Annotated in this window: 13 protein-coding genes; 9 read left to right on the forward strand and 4 right to left on the reverse strand. The window is 59.8% G+C overall.

Annotated features, from left to right (window positions below; genetic code table 11):
• On the reverse strand, positions 1–3174 hold a 3174-nt coding region (locus tag AC1DVM_RS02960), incomplete at its 3' end, for a HAMP domain-containing protein (RefSeq protein WP_477251909.1).
• 452 nt (positions 3175–3626) lie between these two features.
• Here AC1DVM_RS02960 and AC1DVM_RS02965 point away from each other — a divergent pair.
• Positions 3627–4637 (forward strand): dipeptidase, encoded by a 1011-nt coding sequence (locus AC1DVM_RS02965; RefSeq protein ID WP_477251910.1) that lies wholly within the window; start codon positions 3627–3629, stop codon positions 4635–4637.
• A gap of 24 nt (positions 4638–4661) precedes the next feature.
• Here AC1DVM_RS02965 and AC1DVM_RS02970 read toward each other — a convergent pair whose 3' ends face one another.
• Positions 4662–5342, reverse strand: a complete 681-nt coding sequence (locus AC1DVM_RS02970; protein ID WP_477251912.1) for a helix-turn-helix domain-containing protein — start codon at positions 5340–5342, stop codon at positions 4662–4664.
• Between the two features lie 123 nt (positions 5343–5465).
• Here AC1DVM_RS02970 and AC1DVM_RS02975 point away from each other — a divergent pair, with 123 nt between their 5' ends.
• The 7 genes from AC1DVM_RS02975 to AC1DVM_RS03005 are packed head-to-tail and all read left to right on the forward strand — an operon-like array spanning position 5466 to position 12708.
• Positions 5466–6998, forward strand: a complete 1533-nt coding sequence (locus AC1DVM_RS02975; protein ID WP_477251914.1) for an ABC transporter substrate-binding protein — start codon at positions 5466–5468, stop codon at positions 6996–6998.
• A gap of 36 nt (positions 6999–7034) precedes the next feature.
• The gene (locus tag AC1DVM_RS02980) at positions 7035–7967 is read left to right on the forward strand and encodes an ABC transporter permease (RefSeq protein ID WP_477251916.1); all 933 of its coding nucleotides are present in this window, start codon (positions 7035–7037) and stop codon (positions 7965–7967) included.
• The gene (locus tag AC1DVM_RS02985) at positions 7951–8835 is read left to right on the forward strand and encodes an ABC transporter permease (RefSeq protein ID WP_477251918.1); all 885 of its coding nucleotides are present in this window, start codon (positions 7951–7953) and stop codon (positions 8833–8835) included. Before AC1DVM_RS02980 ends, AC1DVM_RS02985 begins: the two co-directional genes overlap by 17 nt.
• Position 8836: 1 nt before the next feature.
• A complete protein-coding gene (locus AC1DVM_RS02990) occupies positions 8837–9856 on the forward strand; it encodes an ABC transporter ATP-binding protein (protein ID WP_477251919.1) in 1020 nt (339 codons plus the stop codon).
• Positions 9853–10716 (forward strand): ATP-binding cassette domain-containing protein, encoded by an 864-nt coding sequence (locus tag AC1DVM_RS02995; protein ID WP_477251921.1) that lies wholly within the window; start codon positions 9853–9855, stop codon positions 10714–10716. Before AC1DVM_RS02990 ends, AC1DVM_RS02995 begins: the two co-directional genes overlap by 4 nt.
• 25 nt (positions 10717–10741) lie before the next feature.
• A complete protein-coding gene (lhpI, locus tag AC1DVM_RS03000; RefSeq protein ID WP_477251923.1) occupies positions 10742–11695 on the forward strand; it encodes a bifunctional Delta(1)-pyrroline-2-carboxylate/Delta(1)-piperideine-2-carboxylate reductase in 954 nt (317 codons plus the stop codon).
• Positions 11696–11733: 38 nt separating this feature from the next.
• On the forward strand, positions 11734–12708 hold the full coding sequence (locus AC1DVM_RS03005; RefSeq protein WP_477251925.1) for a membrane dipeptidase: 975 nt from the start codon (positions 11734–11736) through the stop codon (positions 12706–12708).
• A 74-nt stretch (positions 12709–12782) separates the two neighbouring features.
• Here the strand turns inward: AC1DVM_RS03005 and AC1DVM_RS03010 are convergent, their stop codons facing one another.
• Both AC1DVM_RS03010 and AC1DVM_RS03015 read right to left on the reverse strand, forming a co-directional pair.
• The gene (locus AC1DVM_RS03010) at positions 12783–13451 is read right to left on the reverse strand and encodes an isochorismatase family protein (RefSeq protein WP_477251927.1); all 669 of its coding nucleotides are present in this window, start codon (positions 13449–13451) and stop codon (positions 12783–12785) included.
• A gap of 55 nt (positions 13452–13506) precedes the next feature.
• The gene (locus AC1DVM_RS03015) at positions 13507–13713 is read right to left on the reverse strand and encodes an RraA family protein (protein ID WP_477251929.1); all 207 of its coding nucleotides are present in this window, start codon (positions 13711–13713) and stop codon (positions 13507–13509) included.
• Between the two features lie 259 nt (positions 13714–13972).
• Between AC1DVM_RS03015 and AC1DVM_RS03020 the strand changes: the two genes are divergently transcribed.
• A complete protein-coding gene (locus AC1DVM_RS03020; RefSeq protein ID WP_477251931.1) occupies positions 13973–15226 on the forward strand; it encodes an NAD(P)/FAD-dependent oxidoreductase in 1254 nt (417 codons plus the stop codon).
• Positions 15227–15466 lie beyond the last annotated feature (240 nt).

Here is a 15466-nt window from a genome sequence, read left to right on the forward strand (position 1 = left end):
GGCCAGATGCTTACGCTCGGTGTGAGCGTAGGAGGCCGTCAGTTCAAGAACCGGTTCCTCGGTATCATTCTCAACGATGTAGAACACGCCCCGTTGCGCGTTTACCAGTGAGGCGWTTTCCGACAAGATGAGATTGGACACGGTGGCAAGATCACGCTCGCCTTGCAGCATGCGGGTGAACTTCGCGAGGTTCGTCTTCAGCCAATCCTGCTCGGCATTTTTCTGCGTCGTGTCACGCAGGTTGCGGATCATTTCGTTGATGTTGTCCTTCAGGGCCGCAAGTTCGCCGAGCGCCTCGGCGGTGATCGAGCGGGTAAGGTCACCGCGCGTCACCGCAGTTGCCACTTCGGCGATCGCGCGAACCTGGTTAGTGAGGTTGGCCGCAAGCTGGTTTACGTTGTCTGTAAGGTCGCGCCRAAGGCCGGATACACCTTCGACTCGCGCTTGCCCGCCGAGTTGCCCTTCGGTACCGACCTCCTTGGCGACGCGCGTGACTTCGGACGCGAAGGAGTTGAGCTGGTCCACCATCGTGTTGATGGTGTTCTTCAACTCCAGCATCTCGCCCTTCACGTCGACGGTAATCTTTTTGGACAGGTTGCCGTTAGCGACCGCGGTGGTCACGTCAGCGATGTTTCGGACCTGACCGGTGAGGTTGGCTGCCATCATGTTGACGTTGTCAGTGAGGTCCTTCCACGTTCCGCCGACGCCCTGCACCTGAGCCTGACCGCCGAGGCGCCCTTCCGTTCCGACTTCTCGCGCAACGCGCGTCACCTCCGACGCGAATGAGTTGAGCTGATCCACCATGGTGTTGATGGTGTTCTTCAATTCGAGCATTTCACCGCGAACGTCGACGGTGATTTTTTTGGAGAGATTTCCGTTTGCCACTGCGGTTGTGACGTCTGCGATGTTTCGTACCTGGCCAGTCAGGTTGGCGGCCATCATGTTGACGTTGTCGGTCAGGTCCTTCCAGGTACCCGCGACGCCCTTCACCTGTGCCTGGCCTCCGAGCTTTCCTTCCGATCCTACCTCGCGGGCGACGCGCGTGACTTCGGAGGCGAAGGAGTTGAGCTGGTCGACCATCGTGTTGATGGTGGATTTCAGTTCCAGCATCTCGCCTTCCACGACGACGGTGATTTTTTTCGAGAGGTCGCCGGTTGCGACCGCGGTGACGACTTCGGCGATACCGCGGACCTGGCCGGTGAGATTGGCGGCCATCAGGTTGACGTTATCCGTCAAGTCCTTCCATGTGCCGCCGACACCCTTCACCTGAGCCTGCCCGCCTAGCTTGCCCTCGGACCCGACTTCGCGCGCCACGCGCGTCACTTCGGATGCAAACGAGTTGAGCTGGTCCACCATGGTGTTGATGGTGTTCTTCAACTCCAGAAGCTCACCACGGACGTCGACCGTGATCTTCTTGGATAGATCGCCGGTGGCGACCGCGGTCGTGACCTCGGCGATATTTCGAACTTGCCCGGTGAGATTGGCGGCCATCATGTTGACGTTGTCGGTGAGGCCCTTCCAAACCCCGCCGACGCCTTCCACCCGAGCCTGACCGCCCAGCTTGCCCTCTGTTCCTACTTCGCGCGCGACACGGGTCACCTCGGAGGCGAAGGAGTTCAGCTGGTCCACCATGGTGTTGATGGTGGATTTGAGCTCGAGCATCTCGCCTTTGACATCGACGGTGATCTTCTTGGACAGATCGCCGGTTGCGACCGCCGTGGTCACTTCCGCAATGTTGCGGACCTGGCCGGTCAGGTTCGCCGCCATCGAGTTCACGTTGTCGGTCAAATCCTTCCAGGTTCCACCGACGCCCTTCACCTGGGCCTGGCCGCCCAGCTTGCCTTCTGATCCCACTTCCTTGGCGACGCGCGTCACTTCCGACGCGAACGAATTGAGCTGGTCCACCATCGTGTTGATAGTGTTCTTCAACTCCAGCATCTCGCCTTTGACGTCTACGGTGATCTTCTTCGACAGGTCGCCCGTGGCGACGGCGGTGGTTACATCTGCGATATTGCGGACTTGCCCCGTAAGGTTTGCCGCCATCATGTTCACGTTGTCGGTGAGATCACGCCAAAGGCCGGCGGCCCCCGGCACGAGGGCCTGTCCGCCGAGTTTGCCCTCGATGCCCACTTCGCGGGCCACATTGGTGACCTGATCCGCAAAGGTCGCCAGAGTGTCGATCATGCTGTTGATCGTTTCCGCCAATGAGGCGATCTCTCCCTTGGCCTCGACCGTCAGCTTGTGGGTGAGATTTCCGACGGCCACCGCCGTGACGACATCCGCGATGCCGCGCACCTGGCCCGTGAGGTTCGCGGCCATCATGTTCACGTTGTCGGTCAGGTCCTTCCAGACCCCTGCGACGCCTTTCACCTGAGCCTGGCCGCCGAGCTTTCCTTCAGAACCCACCTCCTTTGCGACGCGCGTCACCTCCGATGCGAAGGAGTTGAGCTGGTCTACCATCGTGTTGATCGTATTTTTCAGCTCCAGCATTTCGCCTTTGACATCGACGGTGATTTTCTTCGATAGATCACCCGTCGCTACGGCCGTGGTCACATCGGCGATGTTTCGGACCTGGCCGGTAAGATTGGCGGCCATCATGTTGACGTTGTCGGTGAGATCTTTCCAGGTGCCGGCGACGCCCTGAACCTGCGCCTGGCCGCCTAGCTTTCCTTCCGTTCCCACCTCGCGCGCCACGCGCGTCACCTCCGACGCGAACGAATTGAGCTGGCCCACCATGGTGTTGACCACCTTGCCGATGCGCAGGAATTCGCCCCGTAGTGGACGTCCCTGGATTTCGAGCTGCATCGGCTGGCTGAGATCGCCCTTGGCGACTGCCCCGATCACCCGGGCCACCTCCGTGGTCGGCTGGACGAGGTCCCCGATCATGGAGTTCACGGAATCGATGCAATCGCTCCAGCAGCCGCGGGCCGCGGGCAACTTGCCGCGCTCGCCGATCTGGCCCTCCTTGCCGACGACCTTCGACATCCGGGAGAGTTCGCGGGTGAGACCGTCGTTCAGCTCGACGACGTCATTGAAGGCCTCTGCCAGCTCCCCGTCGACTCCGGTCAGATCCAGCGGAAGGCGTACGGAAAAATCGCCTTTCCGCAAAGATCGCAACGCCTTGAGGATAGCTTTATGGTCAAGCTGCGACGGCGCAATCTGTGTCTGTGGCAAGGGGACCTCGTATGGAACGCTTCGTGAAAAATTTTAAAGCTCAGCTTTCGGACTGCCGCTTTTGTAGAAAGTCTATACCTGCATCATGACGTAGCGGGAAGTCGGCTCGGACACTACAATTCACCAACGTGTAGAAAGTGTTGCGGAGTGCAAGTCTCGAAACTTCGCATTCTCCTGTGTCCTTCGAGCGGAAGCCGAAAGCGTCGATGAGCCACCCGCGACTCCCTGGCGCCTGAAGCGGTGTTCAGTGCAACTGCATAACGTTGATTATCGTTCCGCCATTGCGATTGCGCCTTACGCCCTAGCGTGGCTCGACAGAGAAGGTTCCCGGTGGTGCTGCAGACAAGGTGTTGCGCGTCTCGCCTCAAGGAGGCATATGACCAAGCGCATATGGGCGTTATATAATCGACGTGACCCACGTCATGGCTTCGGGCCCTCATCAAGGCGAAATGATGCCGATAGACGCCAAGAAACTTCACCGCGACGCCATCGTTATCGATGCGGTTTGTCCGCTTCTCGCGACACCGAGCTACCTCGATCTCTATCGTCGTGGGGGGCTGACGATGGTGGCTCCCACGGTCGGTGGATTTTCTGGCGGCGCAGGGCAGACGCTTCGTTCCATCGGACGCTGGTTGAAGCTCGTACGCGAAAACGACGATCTCTTGCTGGTGAAGCGCGCCGCCGATGTAACGCGCGCGAAGGCCGAGGGCAAACTCGGGATATTGCTTCATTTTCAGGGCACAGAACCGGTCGAGAACGACCTCGATCTCGTCGACGCGTACAAGGAACTCGGTGTCGGTATCATCCAGCTCAGCTACAATGTGAAAAACCGCTTTGGCGATGGCTGCGAGGAACGGACCGACGCGGGGATGAGCCGCCTCGGCCTCAAGTTGATAGAACGACTCAACAAGGCGCGTGTCATCGTCGATTGCTCGCACACAGGTTACCGGACCACCATGGATGCCATCGAGGCATCATCGGAGCCCGTCGTCTTTTCCCACGCCAATCCCCGCGCCGTCTATGCGTCTCCTCGCAACATCGCCGATGAGCAGATCAAAGCAGTGGCGGCAACAGGCGGCCTGACGGGCATCGTGGGCTATCCGGCTTTCGTCTCGGCTGCGGCACGGCCAAGCCTGGACCAGTTCATCGGTCATGTTGACTACGTCGTACAGCTTGTCGGCATAGACCACGTGGCGTTGGGTATCGACTACTTCGAGGGCATGCATCCCCTGATGCCGCTGGAGAAAGCCAAGCGGCAATACGATGAGTTCATCGCCTCGGGCATCTGGAGCGCTGCGAGCTATCCGCCGCCACCCTATCATTACCCTGAAGGGATCGAGACGCCCGAAGGATTCCCGAACCTGACGGCTGGTCTGTTGCGCCGGGGCTATGGTGAAGCCGATACTCGCAAAATTCTCGGCGGGAACTGGCTGCGTGTTTACGAAGCCGTCTGGGGCGGTTAGTCGGTCCCCGCATCTCGATCCAATTTAGGCCTCGGCGAGGGGCGCGGCGACGCCTTCGAGGTTACGAATGAGATCCTGACCGTTCTCCGCAGGCGCGAGAGTGACGCGTGAACATACCCAAAGAATTACCGCATCTTTGTCGCCTACTGAGAGGCAGGCATGGCCCATGGTGCTGTCGAAATAACAACTATCGCCCTTTTGCAGACGAAGGGGCTCGTAGATATCGGTATGCAAATCGACCGTGCCCGAGAGAACGTAAATGAACTCTTCGCCCTCGTGGCTGATGTAGTGCGGGAATTCCTGGATCGAATGGGCGGAGAGCGTCGCGAGAAGGGGGATGAACTGCTTGCTCGACAGATCGGCGCAGAGCATTTCGTAATCGTATTGAGATGACTTCAGCTTCGCGCCCTGACCCGCCCGGGTCACGCTTCGCCGGCCGAGCATCATGCGGTTCGGCTTCGGGCTGAACAACTCAGCCACATCCACCTTCAAACCGTCGGCCAATCTGAGAACGTTCTCGTAAGTCGGCGAAATCTGATTCTGTTCGACTTTTGAAATCGTGGAGGCGGCAAGTTCGGACCGTTTGGCCAATTGCTGCAAGGTTAGGCCGCGATCGAGGCGCAACTGCTTGATGCGGCTGCCGAAGCCCGTATCCCGACGCAATCGCTTCGGCTCGGCACTTGCCGGCTTGGTCAAAATTTTCATCAAGCTGCTCAATTTTTCATATACGACAATTTATTGACCAAAGTGTAGTTACTGGCCATAGTCTGGTCAACAACAGCTCGCTGTCCCTTGCCCAGGGCGCGATTGTAACAGGGGAACAGGCAAATGAGAAAGTCCACCATGCAAGCTCCGGCGCTTTTGGCCGCGTTTCTGATCGGCGCTTCCGGTGCGAGCGCGCCGGCCTTCGCAGGGAAGGCCGATGATACGCTGAACGCTGCCTTCAGCGCCGAGATCACGACGCTGGATCCGTACAAGGAATCGGGCCGCGAAGGTCTGGTGATGGCGCGTCTGATCTACGACGCGCTCCTATACAAGGATATGAAGACCGGTGAGTTCAAGCCGGAGCTCGCGGAATCCTATAAGGTGGTCGACGACAAGACGATCGACTTCAAGCTTCGCCAGAACGTCAAGTTCCACAACGGTCAGAAGATGACGGCCGATGACGTTGTCTACACGCTCAATCTTGTCTCCTCTAAAGAATACAACGCCCGCTACCAGATCGCCGTGGAATGGATTGACCGCGCCGAGAAACTGGGCGAGTTCGACGTCCGCCTTCACATGAAAAAGCCCAACCCACTGGCTCTTGAGATGTTGGCAGGCAACCTGCCGATCTATCCCAAAGCCTATTACGAATCGGTCGGCTCACAGGGCATGAGCGTGAAGCCGGTCGGCGCAGGCCCCTACAAACTGGTCGAGCTGACGCCCGGGACACGTTATGTTCTTGAGCGCTTCGACGATTATTATGCTGGAAGCCCGAAGGGCGCGGCGAAAATCAAGCGCATGGTGGCGCGGGTCCTGCCGGAGGCCAACACGCAATATGCGGAACTCGTCAATGGCCAGCTCGACTGGATCTGGCGCGTGCCCCCTGACGATGCACGCAATCTCGCCCGTCAGGCGAAAGTGGCGATCAGCAACGCGCAGATCATGCGGTTCGCATATATCTCCATCAATCCGAACTACCAGGACGGCAAATCCCCGCTTGCTGATGTGCGGGTCCGTCAGGCTATCAACATGGCGGTCGATAAGGGCGGCATCGTCAAGGCACTGATCGGCGGGGCGTCACAGCCCATCGCGTCGGCGTGTAATCCGATCCAGTTCGGTTGCGAGACGGATGTGAAGGCCTATCCCTTCGATACCGCCAAGGCGAAGGCTCTGCTTGCAGAGGCCGGATATCCTGACGGCATCAAGCTCGATCTCGTCTTTACGTCGCTTCCGCGCATCCAGGCTGAGGCGATTGCCAACAATCTTGGTAAAGCGGGAATCCAGGTCACCCTTAACGAACAGCAATATGCGCCGGGGATCAGCGCTTGGCGCGAAGGACGTGCGCCGTTGCTTCTGACCAATTGGGGCTCCTATGGCGTGGGCGACGTGGGATTGAGCGTTGGCCAGTTCTTCAGCGGCACGGGGGACGATCTCGCAAAGGACAAGGATGTCATCCCGTTTCTTCAGTCGGCCAACGCGTCGATGGATCGCGACAAGCGCAAAGGGGATTACGCCAAGGCTCTCAAGATCATTGCCGACAAGGCTTATTGGGTGCCGTTGTGGACCTATAATGTGATCACCGCGCACAGCAAAGACCTCGACGTCACCCAGAATGCCGACGAGTTCGTCGAATTCTACCGCGCTAACTGGAAGTGAACCCAGCGATGGACCGGCAAGGGGAATTCTGATCCGATGTTGCGCTTCATTCTGCGCCGCTCCGGCTCCGCACTCGTCCTCATGGTCGTCGTGTCCTTCGTAGCGTTCATGCTCATCTTCGCGGCCGGGGATCCGGCCGTGAAGTTGGCGGGCGAAGCGGGGACGGTTGCCGATGCTGCGCGCATCCGCGCGCTCTATGGCTTCGACAAGCCCATTCCCGTTCAGTTCTTCCACTGGATTTCTGCAGCTACACGCGGCAATTTCGGGCACAGCTTCTATTTCGATCAGCCCGTGGCGTCGATCCTGTTGGATCGGCTCGGCACCACGATGCTTCTTGGGCTCACGTCCTTCATATTTGCATTGGCGCTCGCCCTGCCGCTCGGGATCGCCGCGGCACGTTGGCAGAATACCTGGATCGACCGTACAGCGCTCGTCATCGCGGTGGTGGGTCAGGCCATGCCGACATTCTGGTTCGCCCTGCTGCTCGTCATCCTCTTCAGCGTTACTTTTCCGATCCTGCCCACGTCGGGTTCCGAAACCTGGCAGCATTTCATCATGCCTTCGGTCGTTCTGGGATATTTCGCGGCACCCGCCATAATGCGGCTTGCCCGTTCAGGCATGGTCACCGCGCTGGAGACCGACTACATTCGAACGGCGCGCGCGATGGGAATTGCGCCGCGAACAGTCCTTCTCAAGTATGCACTGCGCAATGCGCTCATCCCGGTCGTCAGCGTCTCAGCCGCTCAGCTGGGCTACATGCTCGCCGGATCCGTAGTCGTCGAGAGCGTTTTCGCCATCAACGGTGCAGGGCGACTGGCCTGGGAATCGATCCTTCGGAGCGACCTTCCGACGGTCCAGGCGCTCGTCCTGTGCTTTTCTCTCATCTATGTCATTTTAACCTTCGCTGCGGACGTCCTGAATGCTTGGCTCGATCCGCGTATGAGGCTTGCTGATGCGCGCACTGACTGACGCCGGAAGCACCACGCATCCTCCGCGCCAATGGCCGCGTTGGATGCGTCATTCAGGGCTGACGGCCGGGATGGTCATTCTTGCCACCATCGTGCTCATGGGTCTTCTGGCGCCCCTTTTGGCACCGCACGATCCGTATGAGCAGGATCTTCTTGCCCGTATCGTGCCGCCCGTTTGGTACGAAGGCGGTTCGTGGGAACATCCCCTGGGAACTGATCATCTGGGTCGCGACTACCTTTCGCGTTTGCTCTACGGAGCGCGGGTGTCGGTTTTCATCGGCATCACCGTTGCGTTCGTATCCGGCATCATTGGCACGGTTCTTGGCGTGACGGCCGGATATTTCGGCGGCAAGACCGACGTTGTGATTTCCTTTATCATCACCGCAAGGCTCGCTCTGCCGGTCATTCTGGTGGCCCTTGCCATCGTGGCTCTCTTCGGATCGTCCCTGACCGTGGTGGTCAGTGTCCTCGGATTGTTGCTGTGGGACCGATTCGCGCTTGTGATGCGGGCCACCACTCAACAGATACGCGATGCCGACTTCGTTATGGCGGCGAAAGTTCAAGGTGCATCGACGCTTCAAATCATCATGCAGGAAATCCTGCCGAACGTCGCCACCAACCTCACTGTCGTCGCGACGCTAGAAATAGCGCAGGCGATCGTGCTCGAAGCGGCGCTGTCGTTTCTCGGGCTTGGGGTGCCCCCGCCGCTGCCATCTTGGGGACTGATGCTGGCGGAAGGCAAGTCGTTCATCCTATTCGACCCTTGGCTCATCACCATTCCGGGCGTGCTGCTCTTTGCGCTCGTTCTGGCAATCAACCTCGTCGGCGACGGATTGCGTGACGTCACGGCCCCGGATTCGCGGAACTGAGATGGGTGAGGGACACGACGTGCTTCTCGATGTTCAAAGGCTCAGTGTCGACATCCCGACCGCGCAAGGAGTATTGCACGCCGTGCAGGGCATCAGCTTCTCGGTCGATAAGGGCGAGACGTTGTGCATCGTCGGTGAGTCCGGTTGCGGAAAGTCGCTGACCGCGCTGGCATTGATGGATCTTCTGCCGCGTCGCGCGATGCGCTCTGCGGGCAGGCTGGCCTTTGCTGGAACCGATCTTCAGGGGCTTTCGCAGTCTGCCATGAATAAGCTCCGCGGTGAGCACATGGCGATGATCTTCCAGGAACCGATGACCTCCCTGAACCCCGTTTTCACGATCGGTGACCAGATGACCGATGTGTTGCGTCAGCATCGGCGGGTCTCGCTGCGAGAAGCACGTGAACGTGCGATTTATCTCTTGACGCGGGTCGGCATCGGAAATGCAGCCCAGCGACTCTCGCAATATCCCCATCAATTATCGGGAGGCCTGAGGCAGCGCGTCATGATTGCCATGGCGCTGATGTGCGACCCCAGGTTGATCATCGCAGATGAGCCCACGACTGCACTGGACGTAACGGTCCAGGCCGAGCTCCTTCGCCTGCTGATGTCTCTGCAGGATGAGTTCGGCATGGGCCTGGTGCTCATCACCCACGACCTGGGCATCGTTTCCCGGATGGCCGACAAAGTGGCGGTCATGTATGCGGGTCAGATTGTCGAATCCGGGCCGGTCGTTTCGATATTCAGATCGCCTCTTCACCCGTACACGCAGGGCCTCATGGCGTGTCTTCCAACGCCTGAGCGAAAGCGCATGCAACATCTGCGTGCTATCCCCGGCACGGTACCCTCGCTGGTCGGGGATCTGTCAGGATGCCGCTTCCGCGGTCGCTGTCCCTATGCACAATCCATTTGCGAGGATGACGTCGCGTTGCGGCCCCACGCCGATGGTCACGCCTATCGATGCGTGTTGCCGCCGGAGGTGTCTCTCGCGAACGCCGCTGTGGCGCTGGAGACGATTCCATGAACGGTGACGATGCGAAGCCCGTCGTTCTGGAACTGCGTGACGTTTCGCGCCTTTTCCGGTTGTCTCGCGGACCGTTCCGCCGCGAGACGTTGACCGCGGTCGATCACGTTTCGCTTCGTGTCCGCCAGGGCGACGTGCTCGGGATCGTCGGCGAGTCGGGCTCTGGAAAGACCACCTTGTCCAAGATGATGCTGGGCCTTCTGGCACCCTCGTCCGGTGAGGTTTTGCTCGATGGAAAGCCGCTCTCTGACTTTCCGCGCCGGGCGCTCGCGCGGCGCGTGCAATTCGTCTTTCAGGATCCCTATTCGTCCCTCAATCCTCGTCGATCGATCGGCTCGATCATCGCCCAACCGCTCCATATCCATGGAATTGGTACGCGAGCGGAGCGGGAAAAGCGCGCGCGCGAGTTGCTTGACGTCGTCGGACTGCCAGCGCGTGTTTTCGACAATGCGCCAGGACAATTGTCCGGTGGACAGCGACAACGAGTCGTCATTGCCCGGGCGCTTGCGCTCAGACCCAAGATCCTGGTCTGCGATGAGCCGACATCTGCTCTGGACGTTTCGGTGCAGGCACAGATACTCAATCTCCTGCTCGACCTCCGCACGGAATTCGATCTCACCTATGTAATGGTGAGTCACAACCTCAACGTGATCGAGCACATGACAACCGAAGTTGCTGTCATGTATCTCGGCCGCATCGTAGAACTCGCGGAAGCCGGCAACATCTTTCGGGATGCGAGCCACCCTTACACCAAAATCCTGTTGCGGTCGGCCATGACCATCGCCCCCGGAGCGGGCATTCCCGATGTGTACTTCGACCGGAGCGATCCTGCGTACCGACGTCCCATCGCCCTTCCCTGACTCGATTATTTGAGGTTATTGCGTCTTGATTACCGTGAACGCCGCCGAAACCCGCGCCGCCCTCGACCTTTCTTCCACTGTCGAGGCCCTGCGCGTCATGTTTCTCAACGGTTGCGAAGCGCCTCTGCGCCATCATCATGCGATAGGGGGGAAGGGGGGTACGGAAGGGACGATGCTGTTGATGCCAGCTTGGGTGCCGGATCGCTACCTCGGCGTGAAGCTCGTCAACGTCTTTCCGGGCAACGGTGCGCTCAACCTGCCGGCTGTGCAGGGCGTGTATATCCTCTTCTCTGGCAAGACCGGTGAGGTCCTCGCCATGGTCGACGGCAATGAACTCACCGCCCGTCGCACAGTTGCGGCGTCTGCGCTGGCGTCCTCGTATCTGTCTCGCCCGGATGCCCACACCCTTCTGGTCGTGGGCACCGGCCGACTTGCGCGGTTGATGGCCGAGGCGCACGCGGTTGTTCGGCCAATCGAACGAGTGATGGTCTGGGGACGGGAATCGGCTAAAGCCGCCGCTGTCGTCGCCGAATTCGGCGACTGCGGGTTTGACGTGTCGGTGCCCAACGACCTTCGTAGTGCGGTGGAGAACGCGGACATCGTCAGTTGCGTGACGCTCAGCCGGGAACCTTTGATACAGGGCGCCTGGCTTCGGCCCGGTACGCATCTCGATCTCGTCGGTGGGTTTACGCCTCAAATGCGAGAAGCGGACGACGAGGCCGTGAAGCGCGCCAGCATATTCATCGATACGCCTGGCGCGACCTCGGAAGCAGGGGACCTCGTCATACCGATTGCGAGCGGCGTCCTGCGTGAGGCCGATATCAGGGCCGATTTCGCAGCGCTCGTGAGAGGCGCCCATCCTGGACGCACATCGACGGACGAGATCACGTTCTTCAAATCCGTTGGCGCCTCCCAGGAGGATCTCGCCGCGGCGATCCTCGTCTATGAACGTTCGCAGGCTTCCGTCGCAGGCGCCTAGTCAGTTTCGCAAAGCCTTATTTGCCCGGAGTCAACAGAATGTCCTCACTTCACCAGAAGGCCATCATCATCGACGGCCTCGTCATCTCCAATTTTACGCGACAGGTTCTTGAGGACATGCATGCAGGCGGAATCACGGCGGCCAATTGCACCTGCAGCATCTGGGAAGGCTTCGAGCCGACAATGCGCAACGTGGCGAGGTGGCTGCGTTCGTTCGAGGATAACGCAGACATCATCCTTCAGGTGCATGACACATCCGATATCCTTCGAGCAAAAGCCGAGGGCAAAGTCGGCATTATTCTCGGTTGGCAGAACACCAGTGGTTACGGCGACGTTCTCGACTACGTTCCTCTCTTCGCCAAACTCGGCGTTCGGGTTGTCCAGCTCACCTACAACACCGCGAACTCGGTTGGCTCCGGCTGCTATGAATCCTCCGATCGTGGTCTGACCGATTATGGTCGCGATTTGATCGCGGCGATGAATGTCGCTGGCGTTCTTGTGGATCTCAGCCATGTGGCTCGCAATACAGCGCGTGATGCGATCGCCGCCTCGACGAAACCGGTGGCCTACACCCATTGCGCACCCGCTGGTCTGAAGACCCATCCGCGCAACAAGTCCGATGAGGAGCTGAGACTGATTGCCGATAAAGGCGGGTTCGTCGGCGTCACGATGTTCCCCGCGTTCCTCGCACGCGGCAAGGGAGCGACAGTCGACGATTATATCGAGGCGGTCGAATACACCATCAATCTCATCGGTGAGGAACAGGTTGGCTTGGGAACCGACCTGACCCAGGAGCAGCCCCCCGAATTCTTCACCTGGATCAATCGCGACAAGGGCGACGGGCGCAAGCTGGTGGATTTCGGCGAAGCGCTTGAACTCGGCGGCTTCCGCCGATCGTGCGAATTTCCGAACATCACGGCGGCTATGGAGCGGCGAGGTTGGAAATCCGACAGGATCGAGCGGGTTCTCGGACGCAACTGGTTGCGTCTTCTCCGCGATGTCTGGGGCGCGTAAAGCACGTCAGGCATGATGGACGCGAAGCAGCGACTGGCCTGGCCGATGCGGCCAGCCGCTGGGTCTTGGGTCGATCAAACCCGGCGGAGATAGTCCAGTGTGGTGTCGAGTGACTCGACATCGCCGAACTTGGCATTGATGTCGAACAGGTTCCATTCGACGACGCCGGGGACACGATCGCCCACAGCTTCCCGAACGACGATCGTCCGGAATCCCTCCGCACTTGCGTCCTCTGCCGTGTGACGCACGCATCCCGCCATGGTCACTCCAGTGAGGATGACCGTGTCGACCCCATGCGCGCGAAGGAAGCTGCCGAGATGCGTTCCATGGAAGGCGCTGGCTTGCTTCTTGATGATCACCTGCTCGTTGGCGAGAGGCGCGACACGGTCATCGATCGCCACCGCCTCGGTCCCGAGCTTGAGGGCTTCGGCGGGAATCTTGTGGTGCCATAAGCCCATATCGCTGTTCGGACCCTCGGTGACGGCGAATGCCGTGCTGGTGTAAACGATGGGGATCCCCTTCGCGCGCCCGACTTCATTGAGGTTCTGCACCGCCGGGATGATGGTTTCCATGCCGTCGCAGGTGAAGGTATACCCTTCGCGCGTCCAGGCATTTGCGAGATCGATGTGTATCAGCGCAGGCTTCTTGCCGAACCCAATCCGGCGCATGAACCCCCGATTGGCGTAAATTTCGGAATCGGCAGCGAAGATCACCTCCAGTGCGGCTTTCAGTTCGGGCTTCATCGGAAATTCTCCATCGCTTGAGGTTGGTCTAGGGGAAAGGCTGCCGTCGCTCTGGTCAGCAGTAACAAAGCCCGGGCACCAGCCAGTTGCATCGCGTGACTGACGACGGCCCCCAGCAGGCGTGACGGGTATCGCCGCAACGGTCGACGATGACGATATCGCCGGGCCGAATCAAGCGCACGACGGGATTCAGAAGGGTGGAATCGATGTGGGGGATCCGGATTGTCACGGCCGTTCCCGCCACGCGTTTCTCGGGCAGCACGGCGTGGATGGCAGGATCGACAAAACCGGCATGGAGAATATGCCCGGCGTCGCCGTTTCAACCTGTTCGAGGAGCCCCAAAACGTCGGACGGATTTGATGCGGGAGGGGATTGAGCGTAAACATGGGGCGTTCGGAGCGGACGCGGCGGCGAGGTTGCCGGCAACCATAGCGGAGGTCTGTAATGAAATAAATTTCTTATTGGAAAAGCGGCCCGCTGCCGCGATAACATCTTCGCAGATCTCACTTCGGAAGGTCACCGTGGCTCAACCTTATCAGAAGCATGTCGTCGTCATCGGAGCCGGAATTATCGGCGTGAATTGCGCGCTTGCGCTTCAGGCGCGGGGGTTCGACGTCACGATTGTCGATGAGCGTCCCCCAGGAACGGCCACGTCGTTCGGCAATGCTGGATGTTTTGCGATTTCGGCCGTCGCGCCGATTTCGATGCCGGGTCTCATTTGGTCGGTGCCGAGCATGCTGATGGACCCGCTTGGCCCGTTGTCGATCCGGTGGAAGAGCCTTCCTGGGCTGGCGCCATGGCTTTGGCGATTCTGGCGTGCCGGAACGACCAAGCGCGTGGAAGGAATCGCCCGCGATCTCGCGGCGCTGCTCGCGACAGCCTCTCGAGATTATGAGCCTGTCCTCAAGGCTGCCGGTCTCGACCATCTCGTTCGCCGAAATGGTGCGCTTTATGTCTATAAGACCGAAAAGGGTTTCGCCGAGGCGGCCGCGGAGTGGGACTTGAAGTTTCGCAACGGGGTCGTCGCAGAGCGTGTCGACGGTGACGCGATCAGGGCTCTCGAACCCGCATTGGCGCCTGATTTCTCCAACGGATATTTCGTGCCGGGATATTCCCACACGGTCGATCCAGGCCAGCTTGTCTGTGGCCTTGCCGATCACTACCAGAGTCTCGGCGGCAAGATCCGTCGCGCCCGCGTTGTTGGCGTTTTATTCTCCGACTCGGGACCCCGTGCGCTTCACCTGGACGACGGCAGCGAGCTTGCCTTCGATCTGGTGGTGGTCGCCGCCGGGGCATGGTCGAAGCCGATTTGTCGAATGCTCGGTCATGACGTGCCGCTCGACACGGAGCGAGGTTACAACACCACGCTACCGACACCCGGCGTGGATCTGACCCGTCCAGTCTGCATTGCAGAGCGCAGTTTCTTCATGACGCCCATGGCGATGGGCCTTCGCATCGGTGGCGCCGTCGAACTCGCTGGGCTCGACGCCCCGCCAAATTTTGCCAGAGCGAAGGCGCTTCTCGCCAATGGCGCACAGGCTTTGCCCGGCCTCAAGACGGATGGCGGGCGCGAATGGATGGGCTTCCGACCCTCGATGCCGGATTCGAAACCCGTTATTGGGCGGTCGCCCCGCCATGCGAATGCGCTTTTCGCCTTCGGCCATGGCCATCTCGGTCTGACAGAAGGGGCCACCACTGGACGCCTCATCGGTGAACTGGCTTCCGATGAGCGCACGTCCATCGACCTTGCGCCGTTCCGCATCGATCGGTTTTAGCGGCCGAAAAAAGAACAGCGTGTCGTCGAGGTGGGCTCCCCGCGGCCGGCGGCATCATGCAGACCGCCGTTGAGCCGATGAACGGGGAACAGGCCTCGGAAATCCATCGGACGCATACCGGACAATAACGGCTGGGGCTGGTTTGGCAAATCGCACTAATGTTGCGGGTGGATTCGAGGTCCGGCTGCCGAAATTCCGGGTTGGAGAATTGTCTTGTCTCTGTCACGATCAAAAAAATGC

The sequence above is a fragment of the Microvirga sp. P4_A5 genome (assembly GCF_056402495.1).